Genomic DNA, 21,263 nt, shown 5'->3' with positions numbered 1-21,263 from the left:
TTGAACAGGTTATGACTAAATTTTAAGCACGCACATGATAAAAATATTATTAGCCGACGATCATAATATAGTAAGAAACGGAATAAAATCTTTGTTAGACAAGGAGGCTGATATGAAAATATTGGCTGAAGCTATTGACGGTCAGCAGGCACTTGATTTATTGCAAAGTAGCAAAGAGCTGCCTGATGTTATTTTAACTGACGTTAATATGCCGGTAATGAACGGCATGGAGTTAGCTGCAAAGATTAAAGAACAATTCCCTACTGTTAAAATAATTGTGTTGTCGATGCTTGATCATGAGCGCTATATAAGCCAGGCTTTCAAAGCTGGCGCTTCGGGATACATCTTAAAAAACGTAAGCGCTGATGAATTAACCTTTTCTATAAGGCACATCTGCAATTACAATGAGCGATACCTATGCTCTGAACTGGCACTGCGCATGCTCGATAAAATGATCGTTTCGCCTGAAGTAAACGTGCCTGAAAATTCTGAAAACCTCGACCTGTCCAAACGCGAGATAGAAGTTTTATCTTTAATTGCCCAGGGGCTTACTAATCAAGAAATTGCCGACAAACTATTCACCAGCAAACGTACCGTGGAAGGTCATCGTCAAAACCTTATCGAAAAAACCGGCACACGAAATACCGCTTCATTAATACGCTTTGCCATTGTTAATAATATAATAAGATAATTCAATTTTAATATTCCTTCCCTACCAATAAATACGCATCCCAAAAACGCGTATTTACCACCTCTTTAAACCCGAGTTTATACCTATTAAATGGTTAAATTGGTGCTTTATATTTGCTTTATAATTAATTAGCGTCATTTATATGATAATGTGCCGTAAGCGCTTCGCCCTTGCACGTCTTATCATTTAGAAGCTTCGTTATTGAATTAGTTAAAATAATATAATAACATATGAAGCGCATTCTGGTGTTAGACAATGATCCGGCTATTCTTGACGTAATACAGGAAATTTTAAGCTATGAGGGCTTCGATGTGAAGACCTTGGAGGATACTGATAACATCTTTACCTGTATAGACAATTATCAACCCGACCTGGTACTTATCGATTACATTTTAAATGGTATCAATGGGGGAGAATTGTGTGCGCAGATTAAAAAAAATCCTTTAACGAGTGGCTTGCCAGTAATTATCATGTCGGCCTACTCCAAAGTATTACTCTCATTAGGCAATTATGGCTGTGATGAGTTTATAGCCAAGCCTTTTGATTTGGCACATTTTGTAAACAGAATATGCTTGTATACAAGTACAAACAACGCTTTAACAGCCTAATAAAAAACACGTATTTAACGCTTTCCGAATAAGTATTTGTTCGGGTTTTACCACTTAATTTTTAACGGTAACTTGCTTTACAACCAAACGCTCTTTTTTATTATTATAACAGGTACAATCTTTAAAATTACGACTATCTATGTTTAACAATGCCGGTATTAACAAAGTGTTTTTAGTTGGACATGTGGGTAAAACACCCCGGCTTCACACACAAGCGGACGGCCTGAACTTTTTCAGTTTCCCTTTAGCCACCAACGAGTTTATTAAGAAAAACAATCAATCGGTTGAGCATGTAGAATGGCATCAGGTTAAAATACCCGTGCCTATGCTGAGCGAAACAGCTCCCGATTTGAACAAAGGCCATTTAATTTACCTGGAAGGTAAAATTAAAACCAAGTGTTATACAGACGAATTAGGAATTAAGCGCTATAAGTCTGAAGTGCTATGTGTTAACTTCAGGGTGCTTAGCAGCATTCCTGCCGAAGTGCAGGTAGCTTCAGAAGGTGAATTAATGTAATCCTTTGCGTTTTAGGAAGCCTCCGGTGGTGTCGTCTATACTTTGCTGTATAATAAATGCCGCCGGATCAATCTTCAGTATCTTCTCCTTAAGAGACGGCACCTCCAGGCGGGTAACTACGGTAAAGATTATATCGCGCGGATCATTAACGTAACCATCTTTTCCATAACCGCTTTTCCCCTGGTAAACCGTAACGCCGCGCCCCAGCTGCATGGTAATCACTTTGCGTATCACTTCGCTCTTCATCGATACAACGGTTATTCCTGTATATTGCTCAATCCCGTTTAAGATCAGATCAATCATCTTGGATGCAGAAACGTACGTAAGTACCGAATACATAGCCGACTCGATACCCAGCAAAAATGCCGCAGCTCCAAATATGATAATATTAAGGATGAGCACAATATCACTTATCTTGAGTAATTGCGCTTTCTTGCTTAGTAACAGCGCAGCTATCTCGGTACCGTCAAGCACCGCCCCACCACGCATGGCAAAACCAATGCCCACACCTATAAAAAAACCACCAAAAATTGCGGTCAGTAATTTGTCGGGCGTTACGTCTGGAAAGTGAATGAACGCTATACACAAAGACAGTCCTGCAATCCCTATGGCACTTTTAATGGCAAACACCCACCCCAGGCGTTTGAGACCTAAAATTAAGAATGGTATATTAATAACAAAGATAAGTACGGCAATTGGCAAATTGGTTATATCGGCAAGTAGCATTGATATGCCGGTAACGCCGCCGTCGATAAAATGGCTAGATAGCAAAAAACCCTTTAAACCCAAACTTGCTGACAATATGCCCAATATTATTAAAACGCCGTCTGTAAGTATCTTTTTTCTTCTTAACTTCATAAATAATTCTCAAATGACCAATCTTTTTAACTAATGGTTTAAAAAGAATGGTCGTAAGATACAAAATCAGGCTTAATTTTTGATACTATTTGCACATGGATACCAGGCAAAAGACGATATTGATTGCAGATGATGATAAATCGATTGTAGATTCTATCTCAGCCATATTAGATCATTCAGGCTACGAAGTGTTAAAAGTTAATGATGGTACGTCTGTAATGCAGGCTGTAAAAGCACAGCCCGATCTGATTTTACTTGATATTCAGATGCCCGGTCATGATGGCCAAAGGGTTTGCCAGCAGTTAAAGCGGCAACCGTCTACCAAAGATATTCCTGTGATAATTGTTTCGGCCAGCATGGATGTGCGGCATAAAGCTACCGCAGCCGGGGCCGACGACTACTTAGAGAAACCTTTTGATATGGAGGTTTTACAACAAAAAGTGTTTAATTTATTAAACAGGCCGGTATAATTCTGATTGGCTAAATTCCTAGGCCTAAAATATTAAGTCATTAAACTGACAGTTTACAATCTTATATGGAACGCTAATCCAAATTTTTAATGGGTAGCTTCTGCACAACTAAAACACCTTAAAGCATATTTACGTTATTGGCATATTTTAAGTAGCTTTGAAAAGGGAGTTACATTAACTCTTGATTGATTTTAAGCGCGTTACTGATTTTGACATTTAAAGACTTTAATTTTAATGAACAGCTTGCCGAAGGCTTGCTGAGCATGGGTTATAAAACGCCAACTGCTATACAGCAAATGGCTATTCCGGTGGTAATGGAAGGCAAGGACGTTATTGCCTGTGCACAAACAGGAACAGGTAAAACCGCCTCTTATTTATTACCAATATTAAACCTGATAGGCACTAACCCCAAACACCGTATTAGTGCCCTTATACTGGCTCCTACCCGCGAGCTGGCTCAGCAAATAGATCAACAGGTAGAAGGCCTGGCCTACTTTACGGAGGTTAGTTCGCTTGCGGTTTTTGGCGGCGGCGACGGCAGCGCCTACGAGCAGCAAAAACGAGGTATTCAAAATAAGGTAGATATATTAATAGCCACTCCAGGCCGCCTGATTTCGTTTTTGGCTTCTGGATCACTAAAGCTCGATCAGTTACAGTATCTAATACTTGATGAAGCCGACCGCATGCTGGATATGGGTTTTCAGGATGATATTATGCGTATTATCAGTTACCTGCCGACAAACCGGCAAACGCTGCTTTTTTCGGCTACTATGCCGGGCCGTATACGTACACTTGCCCGCAGCATCTTAAAAGATCCGGAGCAAATCAATATTGCTATATCGCAACCCGCTGCTGGTATTAACCAACAGATATATAAGGTTAAGGATGAGCAAAAAACCAAATTACTGGTTGGTATTTTAAAGAGCGGAACTTACAGCAGCATTATTATCTTTTCATCAACCAAAGACCGCGTTAAATCTTTATACAAAGAATTGAAAGGTGCCGGCTTAAACGTGAACGCTTTTCACTCCGATATTAAGCAAAGCGAGCGCGAAGAGATTTTGTTGGAATTTAAGAACAAGCAGCTGCCTATTATCATTGGCACTGACGCTCTTTCACGTGGTATTGATGTTGAAGGTATTGACCTTGTTGTTAACTTTGATGTACCACCCGACCCTGAAGATTATATACACCGCATAGGCCGTACAGCCCGGGCAGCAACTACAGGCACTGCTATTACCTTTGTAAACGAGCGCGATTTCCGCCGCTTTAAAAACATACAACAGCTTATTGACCGCGAGATAGACGAAATTGCGCTACCCGCCGAACTAGGCGAAGGCCCAAAGTTTAAACCGGAAGCAAATAATCGCCCGGGGCGTGACAGAGGCCGTGGTAACAACAAAGGTAACGGCAGGCGGCAAGGTGGCGGCGGACCAAAACAGCAGGCTAAAAACGGCTGATTTAATTAGCTACGCCCCATTTTTTAGACCACTCGGGGTACCGATCCAGCACCTTTTGCGGGTTATAGGTATACCAGCCATAGCCTGACCGGCGTTCACGTGCAACCTCTTTTAAGGAATATACAACCTTGCGGTCGCGGTTACAAAATAGCGGCCGGTGTGTTTGCAGTTCATAATAACGTGTCCATATCGGTGGTGCGGTAGCATCCTGCACCACTACCCTGTCAATTCTGGATATGGTAAACTGGCTGGTATCTGCCGGGGCAGCAATAACCTTGACTCTTATCCCATCAATAGCCGATTCTTTAAACCAGCGCACTGCTTGTTGAACAGCGTTTTTCACGCGCTCAGACGGATTGTCGATACCCATGAGCAGCAATACAATGCCCGAGCTTTCTGCATTACAAATAGAAGGTGGCTCAAATGCCCTGGCCCAAACTGGCTTTAATGTAACTTCATCATGCTGCTGACACCAGGCTGTAACTTCACCAAAATCATTGATCTGGGTATTCAAAATACACTCAATGCCCCTATTGAATGCAGTTTCCACCTCTTTGCGTTTTTCAGCATCTAAAAATGAGTAAATGTCGTTATTTTTTTTAATATCGTTTAATAATTCCATAATCCCCACATACACATCATCATTAAAGGTAATGTGGCGGCTATAATCTTTTTGTAACGGATAATATTGTGGCCAGCCGCCATTGGCGTATTGCGCTTTTAGGATAAAGTTTATACCAGCCAATGCTGCATCGCTGTACTTCTGCAATTTAGTTGCCTGATAAATCCTAGCCAACGAGGCCACATGTGTGTAACTGGTACCATTATCAAAAGTGGTGTTCAGGTTATCTTTGTCTTTTAGCAGGCTATCTTTCTGACCGGCCGTTAAAATGGCCATTATATCGTAGTTCTTAGGCCAGCCCCCGTTGTTTTTTTGATATAACAAAATATTGTCGCCTATGGCTCTTAAATCATCGGCTTTGTACCTGGGCTGGTTTTTTTTAGGATTAATAACATTATGCTTGTCCTTTATATCATACCAGTGGTGCGCGTTACTGGCAAACATCGTGGTATCTATAGGGTAACTGCGCAACCTTTTCTGACCAAATGCACTTAAGCCTACACACGCTAAAAGTGTTCCTATAACAAATTTCCTCATATCTAATATGTTAAAGTTACCAATTTTGTCCATAAAAAATAACGTGTTATTAAGCTTGGCGCTACATTGTCTGTAACAACAGCGTGACTTATCTCAACTGCAATAATGATTATATTGCCCATATGAAATGCAATACCAACTTCCTATCGCTGCTCACAGGTTTAGCCTTGCTCCTTTCGTACGACTTTGCACAAGCCCAAAACAGCATTGTTGACCAGATTGTAAAAGAAGGCAACGATAACTCACAGCTCGAAAAACTAGCGCATGAACTAATTGACGGCATTGGCCCAAGGCTGGTGGGTACACCGCAAATGCAAAAAGCCAATGACTGGGCCGTAGCCAAATATAAAAGTTGGGGTGTTGCAGCCCGCAACGAAAAATGGGGCGAGTGGCGTGGCTGGGAAAGGGGGGTATCTCACATTGACATGGTTTATCCGCGCGTGAAATCGTTAGAGGGCACACAGCTGGCCTGGAGCCCAAGCATGGGTACCAAAACCGTAACAGCCGAACTGGTGATTGTGCCAGACCTGGCCGATTCTGTAGCATTTAAAAACTGGTTGCCAACCGTTAAAGGCAAATTTGTAATGATGTCGATGCCGCAACCAACCGGTCGGCCCGATTATAACTGGCAAGAATTTGCCACTAAAGAATCATTCGATAAAATGAAAGCAGCCCGCACCGCCCAGACCGAGGCATGGGCCAAACGCATAGCTAAAACAGGCTATACCGCACGAACATTGCCTGTGGCTCTTGAAAATGCAGGGGCCGCCGGTGTTATCACCTCCAATTGGTCAGCCGGTTTTGGGGTTGATAAAATATTCAGTGCTTACACCAAAAAGGTTCCAACAGTTGATATAGCGCTGGAAGATTACGGTTTGCTATATCGATTAACCGAGTCAGGCGATAAGCCACGCATCAGCATGCATACCGAATCGAAAGAACTGGGTGTAGTACCTACTTATAACACCATTGCCGAAATTAAGGGTAGCGAAAAGCCTAATGAATATGTAATGCTATCGGCGCACTTTGACTCTTGGGATGGCGGCACCGGCGCTACCGATAATGGCACTGGTACTCTAACCATGATGGAGGCCATGCGTATCTTGAAGAAAGTATATCCTAAACCCAAACGTACCATATTGGTAGGCCACTGGGGCAGTGAAGAACAGGGCCTAAACGGCTCGCGTGCGTTTGTTGAAGATCATCCGGAGATTGTAAAAAACCTGCAGGCGCTGTTTAATCAGGATAATGGTACAGGCCGCGTTGTAAACATATCAGGCCAGGGTTATGCCCACGCAGGCGAGTCTATTACCCGCTGGCTGGCTGCAGCACCGGCCAGCATTCGCGATCAGGTTAAAACCAATTTTCCGGGCACACCGGGTGGCGGCGGATCTGACTTTGCTTCGTTTGTGGCTATGGGAGCGCCTGGTTTTTCATTAAGCTCGTTAAACTGGTCGTACTTTAACTACACCTGGCATACCAACCGCGATACTTATGATAAGATCATTTTTGATGATGTGCGTAGTAACGCTATACTTACAGCCATTTTAATTTACATGGCCAGCGAAGATCCACAAAGAACATCAACCGAAAAAGCCGTTTTAGGAAACAACCCACGTACAGGCCAGCCTATGCAATGGCCGTTGCCAGTTAAAGCCATCCGTCGCGGTGGTTTAGATAAATAATTAACTTTTGTTACCGATTAAAGCGGATGGCAAGGCCATCCGCTTTTTTGTTTACACTGCATTTGCAATTAGCTTTTTAAACGCACAAACATGTTACATAATTTTAAGCCCCTAAGCTAATATTGTATAATACTTTGTAAAAATTATACAGTTATGAATGGCAAACAGATAGGATATTTGATAAGTACAACCAGTTATTATCATTAACCTAAAAACCGCCATACAAGCGGTAATGATGAACCCAAGCATATGAATAAAACGATACTAAGCACAATGGCCTTTATGGCTGCTATTGGTGCTGTTAAAACCGCAAAAGCGCAATACCCGGAAATTCCCCCGGCTGTACAAGCCGTTGCCGATTCAGCACTGGCCAAAGAGCAACGCTTGTCTGACCTGGCCTGGCAAAAAGCATTGCCTATCATTCAGCGCGATGAAAAGAACGGCAAACCATTTGTGCCATGGGCAGCTAAACCATCTGATCTGCCTCAAGCAAAAATCCCCGCGTTCCCGGGTGCTGAAGGCGGCGGTGCCTTTACACCAGGTGGCCGCGGCGGCAGGGTATTTGTAGTGACCAGCCTGGCCGATCGCGGCCCAGGTACCTTCCGTGAGGCATGTGAGCAAGGTGGTGCACGTGTTATTGTGTTTAACGTGGCTGGTATTATCAAGCTGCAAAGTCCGGTAATTATTAGAGCGCCCTACATCACCATAGCAGGGCAAACTGCACCTGGCGACGGTATTTGTATTGCTAATGAATCGGTATGGATTAACACGCATGATGTTGTGATCCGCTACTTGCGTTTCCGCCGTGGTGCTACCGATGTGGCACGCCGTGATGATGCCTTGGGCGGCAATCCGGTTGGCAATATCATTATTGATCACGTATCGGCAAGCTGGGGATTGGACGAGAATATGTCTATTTACCGCCACGTATATGACCGCAACGGAGCCAAGCAGGAAAAGATGCCAACAGTTAATGTTACCATACAGAATTCTATCTTCTCGGAAGCATTAGACACTTATAACCATGCTTTTGGTAGCACCATTGGCGGTTTAAACAGTACGTTTATGCGTAACCTTTGGGCCAACAACATTGCCCGCAACCCATCTATAGGCATGTACGGCGACTTTGGCTTTGTAAACAACGTAGTATTTAACTGGTGGAACCGCAGTGCCGACGGTGGCGATAACAACTCGTTCTTCAATTTTATCAACAACTATTACAAACCAGGTCCTATAACGCCGTTAGACAAGCCAATCGGTCACCGGATCCTAAAACCGGAATCGGGTCGTGCAAAAGATAAGTCGACCTTGTTTGGCCGGGTGTACGCCGATGGCAACATTATGGAAGGCAACGAGCGCGTAACCAAGAACAACTGGGATGGTGGTATACAAATTGGCGAGATGCCTGATGCCGGTCGCTATACCGATAGTATCCGGTCAAACAATCCTTTCCCGATAGCTAAAATCAAAACCCTTTCGGCTGCGGATGCTTACACTTACGTGTTGGCAAATGTGGGTTGCAGCCTGCCTAAACGTGATGCTGTAGACAGCCGCATTGTACAAGACGTGAAGACGGGGAAGATAAGCTACGTGGAAAATACCACCAACAGCAAAGGCAAAGAGTTTATTAAACACCGCCTGCCTGATGACTCTTACAAGCAAGGCATCATCACCGACCCTAACCAGATTGGCGGCTACCCCACCTACGCTGGTACGCCTTACAAAGACAGCGATAACGATGGCATGCCCGACACTTATGAAACTAAAGCAGGCCTTAACCCGCGCAGCGCAGCTGATGCCGTATTACCGGCTAAAAACGGTAATGGTTACACCAACATCGAGGTTTATTTGAACAGTGTGGTTCCGCTAAGCAAGGTGGTACCGCCAAACGGCAAGTAAGCGATTATCTTTAAATACAAACGGCGTTCATGTAACCATGAACGCCGTTTGTTTTACAGGCAGATTTAAAGCTAAGTTACAATGCTACCGCAAAACACAGCTGTAACAGGATGTTCCATTTGGCACGGGCCACTTGCAAAACAGCACTGATTTTGAGCCCTTATAAAAGCTAAGTGACATGAGCCAAACAGCTTTTAATATTTACCTCCCAATACCTTAGGCATTTTTAAAGGTGTTCCATAAAATATCCTACCAAACACTTGTTCTGCTGAGTGGACAAAATATCGATTAAATGTGTTATTGTCTTGTATGGTATTCGCACTTTTAGCGCAAATTCGGCTGAGACGAATAACGGTTATTTTTTCCATTGTTTTATAAATTGGCATTGTTACCATACAACGGCACCTTAATGGCGCCTCTGTGATTAAGGACGAATTTTAGAGACAATTAAAAACAGCTATGCGGTTCCCATAAAACAAGAAAGCAGGCGAGATTGACACCTCGCCTGCTTTCTTTCTTACTTTTACTGAAGTACTGTTAATAACCAGGGTTGTTACCAAACTCAGCTGCGTTACTTAATGCATTTAACTCTGCCAACGGAACAGGTCTTAATCTGTGAAAGTCCTGCACATCAGTTATATCTTTGTTTTTACTTTTGATGTAGGATGCAAAGTTGCTGCTATAAACACGCTTTAAATCATACCAGCGTAAATGCTCACCGCAAAGCTCTCTTGCACGTTCTTCCATAATAAACTGTAAACCTGCTGCATTGCCAGCTGATAATGCAGGCAATGTAACGGCTTGCATTGCTGCAGTTTGATCTTGAGGAGTTTTAACCGCCGCACGCGCCCTCAAAACGTTTATTTGAGTTGCCGCCGCAGCAATATTGCCTAATTGAAATTCAGCCTCGGCCGAAATAAGATACATTTCGGCTAAACGCATTACAATGATGTCGTTATACCCTGGCTGTGATGCCGGTAAGGTACGTGTATAATCTAAAAACTTCTTAAGAGGCACAAAGTCTGTAGTTGATTTGATTCTGCCATCGGCCTCATACATATCATTAATATCAACGGTTACCCAAGGCTTGGTCGCTTTATCGGCAATCACACCTTTGGTTATTTCCATTGCTAGGCTGGTTCCTGGTACTAATTGTGTACCTACAACTGAAGATGCCTTACCATAGGTGGCTGCAGTGGCCGCATTCCATGTAAAAGGTGTATTGGCGATCCATCGTTCCTGAAAACTGGCTGCATACCGTGCATCCATCTGTTCGTTAAACAACTCGAGCAGATACCGGGTAGGCTGTAACCGGCGCTGGTTATCAAACCCATATTGTATGCTGGTTACTAAGCCTGGGCGGCCGTTATACTGCGTTAAAAACCATGCGTGTAAACGGTTAGCATTTAAGTCGTAATCAATAGCGGTATTGGTCGAATTACTTATAATGTATAAACCTTCTTTATTGCCCGGAGTAGACGCATTGACACCTACACGGTTATTGGCCGGGTTCCATAAGTCTGCAGGCGAAGCCCATAAATCTACACCAAATTCAGCTTTGCGGGTTATTACTTCGTTAGCAGTGTTCCGGGCCAATGTGAAATAATTATTACGATCAGCACTGCCTGCAGGGGCATAATAAGCTCTTGATAGATAGGCCCTGGCAAGCATGCCTAAAGCAGACTTCTTAGTGGCCCTGCTATATTCCTGCCCCCATCCGTTTGGCAGATTATCTGCTGCAAACCGCAAGTCACTAACAATCAAATCATAAAATGCACTAACTGGACTGCGTTGTGCGGTTAACTCCGCAGTGGTTGTTTCGGTGGTTCGTAAGCTCACACCGCCAAATTGCTCTACAATGTGCCAATAGTAAAATGCTCTTAAAAAGCGCAACTCGGCTAAACGGCGGTTTTTCTCGGCAACATCTGTAAATCCAGCATCATCAATACGACTGATACCAGCATTACAAATATTGATGGATCTATAGAAAAGCGTAAAAAAGTTAATTACAGCGCCGCTTGGACTAGCTGCTGATATGTTTGCATACCGGGTTAGCTGGTTAGCATAGTTGGCTTTGTTGGCATTGAACCACAAATCTGTTCCGCCTTCTGAAACTAACAAGCCGTCTTCTTTACCATAGTATGCCCGTTGTTCGCGGTATGCACCATTTACGTTAGTTACAAATCCTTGCGGAGTAGACCAGGTCGCGTCTGATGTAGCACCACCAGGGTTAACTTCATCTAAACGTTTATTGCATGATAACAAGGCTACTGTAAGTAATGAAAGGCCTGTTATTTTATATATGTTTCTTCTCATGACTATAGCTTAATTAAAAATCAAGGTTTACACCAAAAACTAATTGACGGTTAAGTGGCGACGATTCAGCACCTCCCCTTTCCGGGTCATAATTTTTCAACAACGGACTTTTTGTAAAGGTGAATAAGTTAGATGCCGTAGCATAAAAACGTAGTGAACCTACTTTAATTTTATCGGTTACACTTTTTGGAAAGGTATAGCCCAATGACAGATTTTTAACCTTTAAAAATGACCCGTCCAGATATAAAAGTGAGGTATATGTACCTGGATATAAGTTGGATATATTGCCCCGACCTGGTTTAGGGAAATCATTTGTTGGGTTATTAATTGTCCAGTAATCAAAGTTGCCTGGTCCATTGGTAAGGCCAGATGGATCGAAGCGACCAATAAACTCTGCTCTGATGGTTTGTCCGTAACGGGCAACTAAAAACACATTCAAATCAAAGTTCTTATAAGTAAAGGTATTTTGTAAGCCACCATACCAGGTAGGTTGCGCATGGCCAATTACCGTACGATCATTAGTAGCGTCAATGAGGCCATCATTATTTAGGTCTTCTACTTTAATATCACCAGGCTTAAAAGCTGTAGTACCGAACTTTGCGCGGCCGTCGGCGTTCTCACCTAACTGCCAGATACCAATTTTCCGGTAGTTGTAAAATGACTGTATCTGCGAACCTATAAACAGAGAGTTATCCTCTGCGTTAATGATGTCACGGCCGTCAATCAAATTAGTAATTTTTTCACTGTTGTGTGAAAAGGTTGCTGTGGTACTCCACTTAAAACTTTTTGACTGGATGTTTACTGTGGTTAAACTGGCATTGATACCCACATTTTGTGTTGCTGCTATATTTTCATAAACAGTTTGTTGCCCGGTAGATAGCGGTAAAGGACGTGGAAACAAGATATCACTCGTCTTGGTATAGTACCAGTCTATAGTAGCGCTAATGCGGTTTTTCAGTAAACTAATATCAGTACCAATGTCAAACGTTCTTGATTTTTCCCAACGTAAGTCGGTTGTTAGTATTTGACCGTTGAAAATATATGCCGGTGCAGAAACTTCACCAAATCCCATAGGCACTGATGTTAATAAGCTTTGTGTACCATACACAGGAATAGTTGAGTTACCGGTAACACCGTAGCTTGCCCTTAATTTCAAATTATCAATTTGACTAACATCAGACAGGAAAGATTCGCGGTTAACAACCCATCCGGCAGATACAGACGGGAATGTATCCCACCTGTAATCGGGGCTCAACCTTGATGCGCCTTCATGACGAACCGAAGCCTGTAAAAGATATTTACCATCAAAACTGTAATTGATACGGCCGGCGAAAGCAAGCAAATCATATCGTTGGTAAGAAGAGCTAAGTATTCTACCAGCTTGATCGGTACCCGCTAAGTTGTAAAACAGTTGCGACGATAAAACCTGCCTTAAACCTGTAGCACCAAAAGTTTCATTTTCACTATGGATATAGCTGGTTAATGCAGTAGCCGTAAAATTATGTTTGTTAACAGTTTTGTTGTAACTTAAGATGTTATCCCAGTTATAATACCGGCTGCCAGAGTTTGTGGCTGAGGCAGAAGAATACCTAAAGTTGTTTTGTGTTAATGAAAACGGGTCGTAAAATTCGCCCCTACGGCTATTGTTCAATACCACACCTAAGTTGCTACGAAAATTAAGGCCCTTAATAGGCGTTAATTCTATGTAACCTGTTGCGTTTATTTCATTACCTACGGTTTCATCTACCGAAGCGCCTGGACGCTCGTCGGTTATAGGACTTACTGTGTTTGTATTGGCAGCAATTGGAAATGTATTTATGCTACCATCAGCATTAAAAGGCACACCTATAGGGTTTGCAGTTAATGCAGTTGAAAGCGGATCACGACGTCCGTTGGTTTTGTTAAATGCTAGCTGACCTACTATGCCGGCCTTGAACCAGTTATTTACTTTATGATCAATGTTATAACGGAAGTTGTAGCGAGTATAGTCGTTATTTGCGTACTGACTTTCTTCTTTAAAGTAACCTAAAGAAAAAAGCGCTTTAGTATTTTCAGATCCGCCTCTTATACTTACGGTATGACTTTGCTGCGTGCCATTTTGTGTAGCTAAATCAACCCAATTAACAAACTGACCTGCCTGAACAGCGGCCAATTCACCTGCATTGTTGAAAACTACATTATCTGCCGGGATAACACCTGTTACCGGATCACGGAACGATTCCCGCCTTAAGTTAAGGTAATCTTCGCCTTGACGGGGTTCCGGAAACTTGGTCCAGCCGTTAATACCATAGTAACCATTGTAAGATATTTTGGCTTTACCAGCAATACCCTTTTTGGTTGTAATAACGATAACCCCATTGGCTCCCTGTGAACCATAAATGGCTGTTGAAGATGCATCCTGCAAGATATCGATGCTTTCGATATCATTCGGGTTTATGTTATTGATACTACCGCCATTTTGCACACCATCAACTACCAAAAGGGGGCCGTTTGCGTTAATTCCTGCTGCGTTAGTTAAAGCGGTAGGAATAGACCTCGTACCACGAATTTGAATATTTACACCCGCGCCAGCATTACCTGAACTGCGTGAAATATCTACACCTGCTGCACGGCCTTGTATAGCCTCAAGTGGGTTGTGTGTAGGGGCACGTACAATGTCGGCTGCTTTTACTGACGGTACGGAACCTGTAAGGTCTCTCCGTTTAACGGTTTGATAACCAATGTACACAACCTCATCTAAAGAGTTTTGTTGTGCGGCCAGCTTAATGGTAACATCCTGATCATTGGCAGTGAATGTTACAGTTTGTGCAGCGTAACCAACATAATTCACTGTTAAGGTTACATTCTGTCCGTTTGGAACGTTGACTGTAAATTTTCCGTTTACATCGGTAATTGTTCCGGTAGTGCCTCCCTGTACACGTACCGCGGCCCCAATGAGCGTTTCGCTGTTACTGGCATCCACCACCCGGCCGCTGAGTGCGCGGGTTTGCGCCTGTACCGTTACTACTGCGCATAGCAGCACACATAAGAGATAGAGTTTTCTCATAATTAAATTATTTTTTTCAATAAAGCTTTTAAAACACAAGTCATCACCTGCTAAAATTTAACAAACAATTCAGCTGGCAACCAGCTCATTAAATATTAATTGATAGTATAACAGGGGGAATTGGTTTAACCGCAACTGGGTGAGCAATTGCATCTTCAAAACTAAGTTTTGGGATAATTACTTATTATGAAATTTTTCCCAATAAGTATACTATATTATCATACTAAAAGTTGATTAAAAAATCCCATTAATTATGCTTTAAGCAGTAGAGCTGCCTTTTTAAGTGACTTTCGAATAAAGTAAATGAGCAAGATAATACAATAAATCATTCACAGCAAAACATCATTTTTTATACGAATTTACTAACGAAACCATCACTCAATTGAGATCATTACAAAATCACATCGAAGATTAACCTTTAATTAACATCTGAATCTGTGTAACGACGGGGCTTTTGTTAAGGTTATTATAATTACAGCTATTTTAGATTTTAAGCTTCAGGTAAGGGAGTGCAAGGCCAATAATATATACATCCGCCACAGCATATCATAAAATTTAGCTTCAAATACAGAGATGATGTATATTTGCCCTAACCTATCTTAACTATCTGGTTGGCACCTGATGTAAGGATAAGAATGTTACTTATGGTTATAGATCCACTTCAGTTACGAACGGTTGATGTAATACGGTATGTTACCCCTCTACGCGAAGGGGGTTCGTTGCCTGCCATTGCCGAGGCCGATGACGAATTTTTATATGTACTTAAATTCAGGGGGGCAGGGCAAGGCGTTAAAGCGCTTATTGCCGAGTTGATTGGCTGCGAGATTGCCCGTGCGCTGGGGCTCAGAGTTCCTGAATTGGTATTTGCCAGACTCGATACCGCTTTTGGTCGCACTGAGCCCGACGAAGAAATACAAGATTTGCTAAAAGCAAGCACCGGCTTAAATCTGGCCTTGCATTATCTGTCGGGCGCTATCACTTTTGATGCTGTAGTTACAAAGTTGAATAGCCGGCTTTCCTCACAAATTGTTTGGTTAGATTGCTTATTGACTAACGTTGACAGAACCCCGCGCAACACGAACATGCTGATGTGGCACAAGGAGCTCTGGCTTATTGACCATGGTGCCGCTTTATACTTTCATCATAGCTGGTATAACTGGCGCGAGCAGGCTGTAAAGCCTTTTGTACAGGTAAAAGACCATGTACTGCTGCCATGGGCTAGCGAGCTGGATGAAGTTGATGCCGAGTTTAAAACTTTGCTTACCAACGATCAAATTCGCCATATAGTAAACTTAATACCCGATGATTGGCTGATTGATGCATCAACAACCGACACTGCCAATGAACGCCGCGAAGTGTATTACCAATTTTTAACCACACGTTTAGCTGCGTCAGAAATATTTATAACCGAAGCCAAAAATGCCAGAGCAACACTTATTTGAGTACGCCGTAATACGCGTTGTGCCCAGGGTTGAGCGCGAGGAATTTTTGAACGTTGGCGTAATTCTATATTGTGCCAAACTAAAGTTTTTAAGGTGTATCATCACTGTGGATTGTGAGCGCCTGCAGGCTTTTTGCAAGCAGTTAGATGTTGATGATTTACAGCAAAATTTACATGCCTTTGAGCAAATTTGCCTGGGCAGCCCGCAAAGCGGCGCTATTGGCAAGCTGGATGCGGCATCCAGGTTCAGGTGGCTCACGGCTACACGGAGCACGGTAGTGCAGGCCTCAAAAGTGCACCCTGGTTTTTGTGCAGATGCATTGGTAACGCTGCAGAAATTACACGTACAACTGGTATTGTAACTAAATAGGTGTCTATGAAATTATCAGCTAATTCGCCATTGCAAAAACTGATGAATACCATGCCACAACAAGGCATGGTAACCTGGATTGGCATAAGGCCCAAACGCAAAGCGCCTCTGCTATCACTCAATGAGGTGGATGCCATCACCTTGAAAGGTTTGGCCGGCGATCATTTTTCGGGCTCGCCTACCAGCAAGCGGCAGCTTACGCTCATACAACAGGAACACCTGGATTTGATTGCATCGGTAATGCAGAAACCAGATTTAACGCCCGGCGATTTACGCCGCAACATTGTGGTTAAAGGTATCAACCTGCATGCGCTTAAAGACCGTAAATTCTGGATAGGTTCGGTGTTGCTGGAATACACCGGCGAATGCCATCCCTGTTCGCGCATGGAAGAGACATTAGGCCCGGGCGGTTACAATGCGGTGCGAGGACATGGCGGCATTACAGCGCGCATTGTAAAAGGCGGTGCAATTACCGTGGGCGATAAAGTACGTGTAGCTGAAAGTGAAGAAAAAAGTGAATAATTGTTCACTTGGATTGTAGCACACGAGCCTCGCCTGACGTATAAGTTGTAAACCATATCTTGATGAAAAGATTCAATCTTATTACCGCCATTGTTGCACTAATCCTTTTAACTGCAGTAGCCTGCAAAAAAAGCCAAGTTAAGACACCTCAATTAGAGGGCAATTACAAAGGCACCTACCAGCGTGTTGGACCTGCTCTTGACAACAAAACTGCCAACGTTACGCTTACCCTAAATACCGGCAAGTGGACCGGCCAGAGCGATATAGCTAATTACCCTGCCCTATGCAATGGCACCTACACTTTTACCAGAAATAAAATCAATTTCGAAAACAACTGTGCATTCACAGCAAATTTTAACTGGACACTTATCCTGTCGGGCGAGTACGAGTTTAGCCAAACGGGCAATGAACTTAAAATAACTAAGAATTATGGTAACGAGAGTGATATTTACCGGTTAACCAAACAATAACAGCTTATTTTCCTCCTAACCTTTTCACAGTTTTCATGACAAATAACCAATCTTTAATGATATTGGTTGCAGGCCCTTACCGCTCCGGCACCCATGATGATCCTGCCCTTATTGCCGCCAATGTGAGGGCAATGACAGATACAGCGCTTAAAATTTACCGGATGGGGCATTTGCCTGTGCTTGGCGAGTGGTTTGCACTGCCACTTATTGAAGCTGCCGGATCAAAACAAACCGGTGATGCTATTTTCAATGAGATATTTCATCCTGTAGCTGTACAGCTAATAGACCACTGCGATGCCATACTACGCATTGGCGGACCATCTGCCGGGGCCGATGAAATGGTTAGCACCGGACGAGCGAAAGGAAAATTAATTTATTTGGACCCGGAAGATATCCCGCCCATTATAGCAACCTAAGAAATCAGTTCTTATGAGTGCCTGCTATTTCTATAAACTTAAATAGACTTTGCCGTTGGTTTCAGTTACGGGATAAGTGGCTATCTTCTCGGTTGCAGGGCCGGCTTTTACAAGGCCGGTTTTGCAGTCAAATTGCGAACCGTGCCACGGGCACTGTACCGTTCCGCAAATCATCATGCCTCCAGCCAGGGAGCCACCTTTGTGCGTGCAGCGATCATCAAAAGCTAGGTACTCACTTTCGGTTTTGGCCAGTACAATTCGCTTATTGCCTACATGCAGCAATTTCATCTGATCAGTTTCAAGTTCGTTGCTCGTTGCCACTTCAATGCTGCCGCTCGTTTGGTTAAAGTGAGCTTCTATCCATTTACCGGCGTTGGCATAGCGTGGGTCTACCCCTATCTGGTTGCGGTAAACCAGCGTACCACCCAACCAGCCCGATACAAATAACATAATTACACCTAGGCCTTTTAAACCTAAAATAACAATGTTGCTTGCCTTATCTCTTAAAAAAAGAGCAATAATAAAAACCAACACCATGCCCACATTAACTAAGGCATGTTGCGTTGCCCGCTTCTTACCTGAGCTTTGCGGTGGCACAATAGTAAAATAATCCACAGCACCTGGCACGGCAGCCGCTAATGCTGTAACTATACCAGCTATTTCCAGGTACCCAGCCGTTTGCCAGTAACTTTCGTTGCGGTTTATTACATGTAGCAAATCAAAAACGAAAGTACCGATCAAAAAAGCAATAGGAAACGGAATAAGTATGGGATGTAGCGGGTGACCTTTAATACTGGCTTTACTTTTCATATATATCAGAGCTTTTTAGTGTTGAACAAGCCCGGTAACCAGATGTTTGCATCGGCCTAAAGCAAAAGAGAGAGCCCTTGCTGATTAAGGGCTCTCTCTTTTGTGAAAGTGAAGGAATGGTTGAATATCTGTATATAAAATGCTGTTTAGCTATGGGCGGGGCTAACCGGCCTGCATTTAGCTTTTACCAGCTTACATTTGTGATGTACTTTGTATACGGAATGGCTTTTATACGTTTTTTTAACTGTACTACCCTCCGATGCATACAATCCCCCAGCTACCGCTAAAATCATTAAAGCTCTCATAGTTCTCTTTTTTTAACTATAAGACCGCCTTTATTTTAAAACGTTACATTTTAATTGCAAAAACTTAAAATTAAACCCCAAACTAACTTTTTCAAAACTTCGGTAAATGGAAAAAGTCGCCTACCTCGCGTAAACGACTTTTAAATTTTTAATAAACTATTTCATTAACTGACCAAATATGAATGAAGAAAACTTTACTTACTTGGTTGATGTAAAGGTAACCGGCACCTGATTGCTACAATGTGTGAAAATCACCTAAGTATTTAGTTTTTTCTTATAAAAAAGTCCTGATTGCTTACAGCAACCAGGACTTTCGACAACAGCTTAACTATTAAAAAGTAATAGTAAGCGTATATGTGCGATAATTAACACTGGCCGGCAACTCGCTGTTTCCATCGAGTTTTAGCACTAGTTTCCGCTGGTTAGCAGTACTGTTGGTAGGTATGCTACCCGGAATCAGGTTAACACGTATCCATCCAAAGCTGCTGTTAGCCGGCAGCGTTAGTTTACCGGTATTAGCAATAGTGTAGTGCGTACCCGCAACGGCTGTACTGCTTGCATCAACTGTGTAATTCAGTTCGGCAGCGGTGCTGCGCTGGGGGCCAACCAACTGTACCTTTACGCTATCATAACCGGGTGTAGCAACGGTACCTTGCGAGCGACTTTTAACAGCTGGAGAAAATTCCACTACCGATGAGCCTTCGTAGGTATCATACTCTTTTTTGCATGCCGTTATTACAAAAACGGCAAATGCTAAACATGCAAATATTATATTCTTTTTCATTGTAATCGTTTAATTAATAACCAGGGTTTCTAACCAAATTAGGGTTGATGTCTAACTCGCCGATTGGAATTGGGGGAAGAATTTTAAAATCGGTATAAAGCAGCGTACCGTTATCTTTAACGATATTCATGCCCAGGCGTGTTAAATCAAACCAACGGTGGCCTTCATAAGCAAGCTCTACCCTTCTCTCTTTTAAAATCACATCAATTAAGGCAGTGCCGGTTGCTGCTGTTGCAGGCAAACCGGCTCTTGCACGTATTTTGTTGACGTCTGCACGGGCCAAGTCTTCGTTACCTGCACCGCCCAAGCGTGCGTAAGCTTCAGCACGGTTCAGATACATTTCAGATATACGGATGACACGAATATTGTCAACGCCAAACTGACCGCCTGAACCCGGATATTTTTGAATCCAGAATACCGACTCGCCTTGCTTGTTAACCGGTACTAATACAGCGTCCTTGCGTAAATCGCCGGGTTCATACGCAGCCAAAAGATTGGCACTCGGCACCACATCTCCATAACCCGATTTTGCAGGATCATTATCTAATCTTTGATAAATGTTTTGTATAGAATTTGTACCGTTACTTTCAGAAATATCAATATTAATCTCAAATAACGACTCCGGGCTCACCTTCTTGTTGAAAATGGACCGATAGTCGGCAGCCGTAGCATTTGCTACAAATGTTGCTACATTTGAATTAATAGCCGCTGTAGCGTTATCTATGGTAGCCTGGTACTCCTGGTTATATAAGCTCACTCTTGACAATAACGCCTGCGCGCCACCTTTTGATGCATATACCTGAGAGGCGCCTGCCGGGTTAGTTAGCAACGTTACAGCTAGTGTCAAGTCAGCTTTAACCTGATCATAAACCTGACTGCTTTTTGCACGGGGCAAGGCTTCAATTTGGCTCACGGTTGATACACCTTTTAATGTTAACGGCACCCCCAAATCAAAACCGTTTACAACTTGCTTAGGATTATAGGCGTACTCATTAACCAAAGTGAAATAAAGTAAGGCTCTTAGAAATAAAGCTTGTCCCTTGATTGATGCTTTCTGAGCAGCTGTTGCATCACCTACATTATCAATGTAATCAACAATCAAGTTGGTTTTATTGATAATTGGGTATATGGTAGTGTAGTCATCGAAATGAGCTCGCGGCTGATTATTAGCCTCATTAACGAAACGGTTAGAGTTGGAAGTAGCAATACGGCAGTTGTCTGACAACACTTCAGATTGTACAATCAAATCGCGGCCAAACAAGCCTGACTGATATAAACTTGAATAAGCATTGTTTAACAATCCGCGGATACCAGTTGCACTGCTCAAAGCAACATCCGATGAGATTGATTGACGCGGCTCAACATTCAGTATTTTTTTGCATGAGGACGTGCCAATTACACATCCTGCAAGTAATAAAATTATATTCTTTTTCATC

The 21,263-nt window shown here is 42.9% G+C and carries 20 protein-coding genes; 12 read left to right on the top strand and 8 right to left on the bottom strand.

Annotation, left to right across the window (positions count from 1 at the left end; translation table 11 throughout):
• The first annotated feature begins 34 nt into the window (after positions 1-34).
• The 3 genes from ABDD94_RS08645 (at position 35) to ABDD94_RS08635 (ending at position 1,816) form a co-directional block, all read left to right on the top strand.
• A complete protein-coding gene (locus ABDD94_RS08645; protein WP_345955523.1) occupies positions 35-691 on the top strand; it encodes a response regulator transcription factor in 657 nt (218 codons plus the stop codon).
• A 230-nt stretch (positions 692-921) separates the two neighbouring features.
• Positions 922-1,299, top strand: a complete 378-nt coding sequence (locus ABDD94_RS08640; protein WP_345955522.1) for a response regulator — start codon at positions 922-924, stop codon at positions 1,297-1,299.
• 139 nt (positions 1,300-1,438) lie between these two features.
• A complete protein-coding gene (locus ABDD94_RS08635; protein ID WP_345955521.1) occupies positions 1,439-1,816 on the top strand; it encodes a single-stranded DNA-binding protein in 378 nt (125 codons plus the stop codon).
• On the opposite strand, the gene ABDD94_RS08630 is transcribed toward ABDD94_RS08635, so the two are convergent.
• Positions 1,808-2,674, bottom strand: coding sequence for a YitT family protein (locus tag ABDD94_RS08630; RefSeq protein WP_345948031.1), 867 nt, complete (start codon positions 2,672-2,674; stop codon positions 1,808-1,810). The two genes, ABDD94_RS08635 and ABDD94_RS08630, sit on opposite strands and share 9 nt — an antisense overlap.
• A 95-nt stretch (positions 2,675-2,769) precedes the next feature.
• Between ABDD94_RS08630 and ABDD94_RS08625 the strand changes: the two genes are divergently transcribed.
• Complete coding sequence (locus ABDD94_RS08625; protein ID WP_345955520.1) at positions 2,770-3,144, top strand: response regulator transcription factor; 375 nt, start codon at positions 2,770-2,772, stop codon at positions 3,142-3,144.
• A 209-nt stretch (positions 3,145-3,353) separates the two neighbouring features.
• Positions 3,354-4,604, top strand: coding sequence for a DEAD/DEAH box helicase (locus tag ABDD94_RS08620; protein ID WP_345955519.1), 1,251 nt, complete (start codon positions 3,354-3,356; stop codon positions 4,602-4,604).
• 1 nt (position 4,605) lies between these two features.
• Here ABDD94_RS08620 and pelA read toward each other — a convergent pair whose 3' ends face one another.
• Positions 4,606-5,763 (bottom strand): pectate lyase, encoded by a 1,158-nt coding sequence (gene pelA, locus ABDD94_RS08615; protein ID WP_345955518.1) that lies wholly within the window; start codon positions 5,761-5,763, stop codon positions 4,606-4,608.
• Positions 5,764-5,885: 122 nt separating this feature from the next.
• Here pelA and ABDD94_RS08610 point away from each other — a divergent pair, with 122 nt between their 5' ends.
• The gene (locus ABDD94_RS08610) at positions 5,886-7,448 is read left to right on the top strand and encodes a M20/M25/M40 family metallo-hydrolase (RefSeq protein WP_345955517.1); all 1,563 of its coding nucleotides are present in this window, start codon (positions 5,886-5,888) and stop codon (positions 7,446-7,448) included.
• A gap of 249 nt (positions 7,449-7,697) precedes the next feature.
• Positions 7,698-9,347 carry a polysaccharide lyase gene (locus tag ABDD94_RS08605; RefSeq protein ID WP_345955516.1) on the top strand — a complete coding sequence of 550 codons (1,650 nt, stop codon included), beginning with the start codon at positions 7,698-7,700 and terminating at the stop codon, positions 9,345-9,347.
• Between the two features lie 194 nt (positions 9,348-9,541).
• On the opposite strand, the gene ABDD94_RS08600 is transcribed toward ABDD94_RS08605, so the two are convergent.
• The 3 genes from ABDD94_RS08600 to ABDD94_RS08590 all read right to left on the bottom strand — a co-directional run bounded on the left by ABDD94_RS08600 (position 9,542) and on the right by ABDD94_RS08590 (position 14,709).
• A complete protein-coding gene (locus ABDD94_RS08600; RefSeq protein ID WP_345955515.1) occupies positions 9,542-9,715 on the bottom strand; it encodes a hypothetical protein in 174 nt (57 codons plus the stop codon).
• A 169-nt stretch (positions 9,716-9,884) separates the two neighbouring features.
• Positions 9,885-11,663, bottom strand: a complete 1,779-nt coding sequence (locus ABDD94_RS08595) for a RagB/SusD family nutrient uptake outer membrane protein (RefSeq protein ID WP_345955514.1) — start codon at positions 11,661-11,663, stop codon at positions 9,885-9,887.
• A 13-nt stretch (positions 11,664-11,676) separates the two neighbouring features.
• Positions 11,677-14,709 (bottom strand): TonB-dependent receptor, encoded by a 3,033-nt coding sequence (locus tag ABDD94_RS08590; protein WP_345955513.1) that lies wholly within the window; start codon positions 14,707-14,709, stop codon positions 11,677-11,679.
• 644 nt (positions 14,710-15,353) lie between these two features.
• Between ABDD94_RS08590 and ABDD94_RS08585 the strand changes: the two genes are divergently transcribed.
• From ABDD94_RS08585 to ABDD94_RS08565, 5 genes are all read left to right on the top strand, one after another.
• Positions 15,354-16,151 (top strand): HipA family kinase, encoded by a 798-nt coding sequence (locus tag ABDD94_RS08585; RefSeq protein WP_345955512.1) that lies wholly within the window; start codon positions 15,354-15,356, stop codon positions 16,149-16,151.
• Positions 16,129-16,512: a DUF3037 domain-containing protein gene (locus tag ABDD94_RS08580; protein WP_345955511.1), complete on the top strand. Its 384-nt coding sequence runs from the start codon at positions 16,129-16,131 to the stop codon at positions 16,510-16,512. The genes ABDD94_RS08585 and ABDD94_RS08580 overlap by 23 nt, the downstream gene beginning before the upstream one ends.
• 14 nt (positions 16,513-16,526) lie before the next feature.
• On the top strand, positions 16,527-17,042 hold the full coding sequence (locus ABDD94_RS08575) for an MOSC domain-containing protein (protein WP_345955510.1): 516 nt from the start codon (positions 16,527-16,529) through the stop codon (positions 17,040-17,042).
• Between the two features lie 62 nt (positions 17,043-17,104).
• Positions 17,105-17,512, top strand: coding sequence for a hypothetical protein (locus ABDD94_RS08570; protein ID WP_345955509.1), 408 nt, complete (start codon positions 17,105-17,107; stop codon positions 17,510-17,512).
• 35 nt (positions 17,513-17,547) lie between these two features.
• A complete protein-coding gene (locus ABDD94_RS08565) occupies positions 17,548-17,928 on the top strand; it encodes a DUF4406 domain-containing protein (protein ID WP_345955508.1) in 381 nt (126 codons plus the stop codon).
• Positions 17,929-17,958: 30 nt separating this feature from the next.
• On the opposite strand, the gene ABDD94_RS08560 is transcribed toward ABDD94_RS08565, so the two are convergent.
• The 3 genes from ABDD94_RS08560 to ABDD94_RS08550 all read right to left on the bottom strand — a co-directional run bounded on the left by ABDD94_RS08560 (position 17,959) and on the right by ABDD94_RS08550 (position 21,262).
• Positions 17,959-18,738: a DUF2231 domain-containing protein gene (locus ABDD94_RS08560; protein ID WP_345955507.1), complete on the bottom strand. Its 780-nt coding sequence runs from the start codon at positions 18,736-18,738 to the stop codon at positions 17,959-17,961.
• A gap of 636 nt (positions 18,739-19,374) precedes the next feature.
• Entirely contained in the window at positions 19,375-19,827 is a 453-nt protein-coding gene (locus ABDD94_RS08555) for a hypothetical protein (RefSeq protein ID WP_345955506.1), read from the bottom strand.
• Between the two features lie 13 nt (positions 19,828-19,840).
• A complete protein-coding gene (locus ABDD94_RS08550) occupies positions 19,841-21,262 on the bottom strand; it encodes a RagB/SusD family nutrient uptake outer membrane protein (RefSeq protein WP_345955505.1) in 1,422 nt (473 codons plus the stop codon).
• Position 21,263: the final 1 nt, after the last annotated feature.

Source organism: Mucilaginibacter sp. PAMB04168, from assembly GCF_039634365.2.
Lineage (GTDB): Bacteria > Bacteroidota > Bacteroidia > Sphingobacteriales > Sphingobacteriaceae > Mucilaginibacter.
Note: the sequence above shows the minus strand (reverse complement) of the source record. Positions and strands in the feature narration are given on the sequence as shown.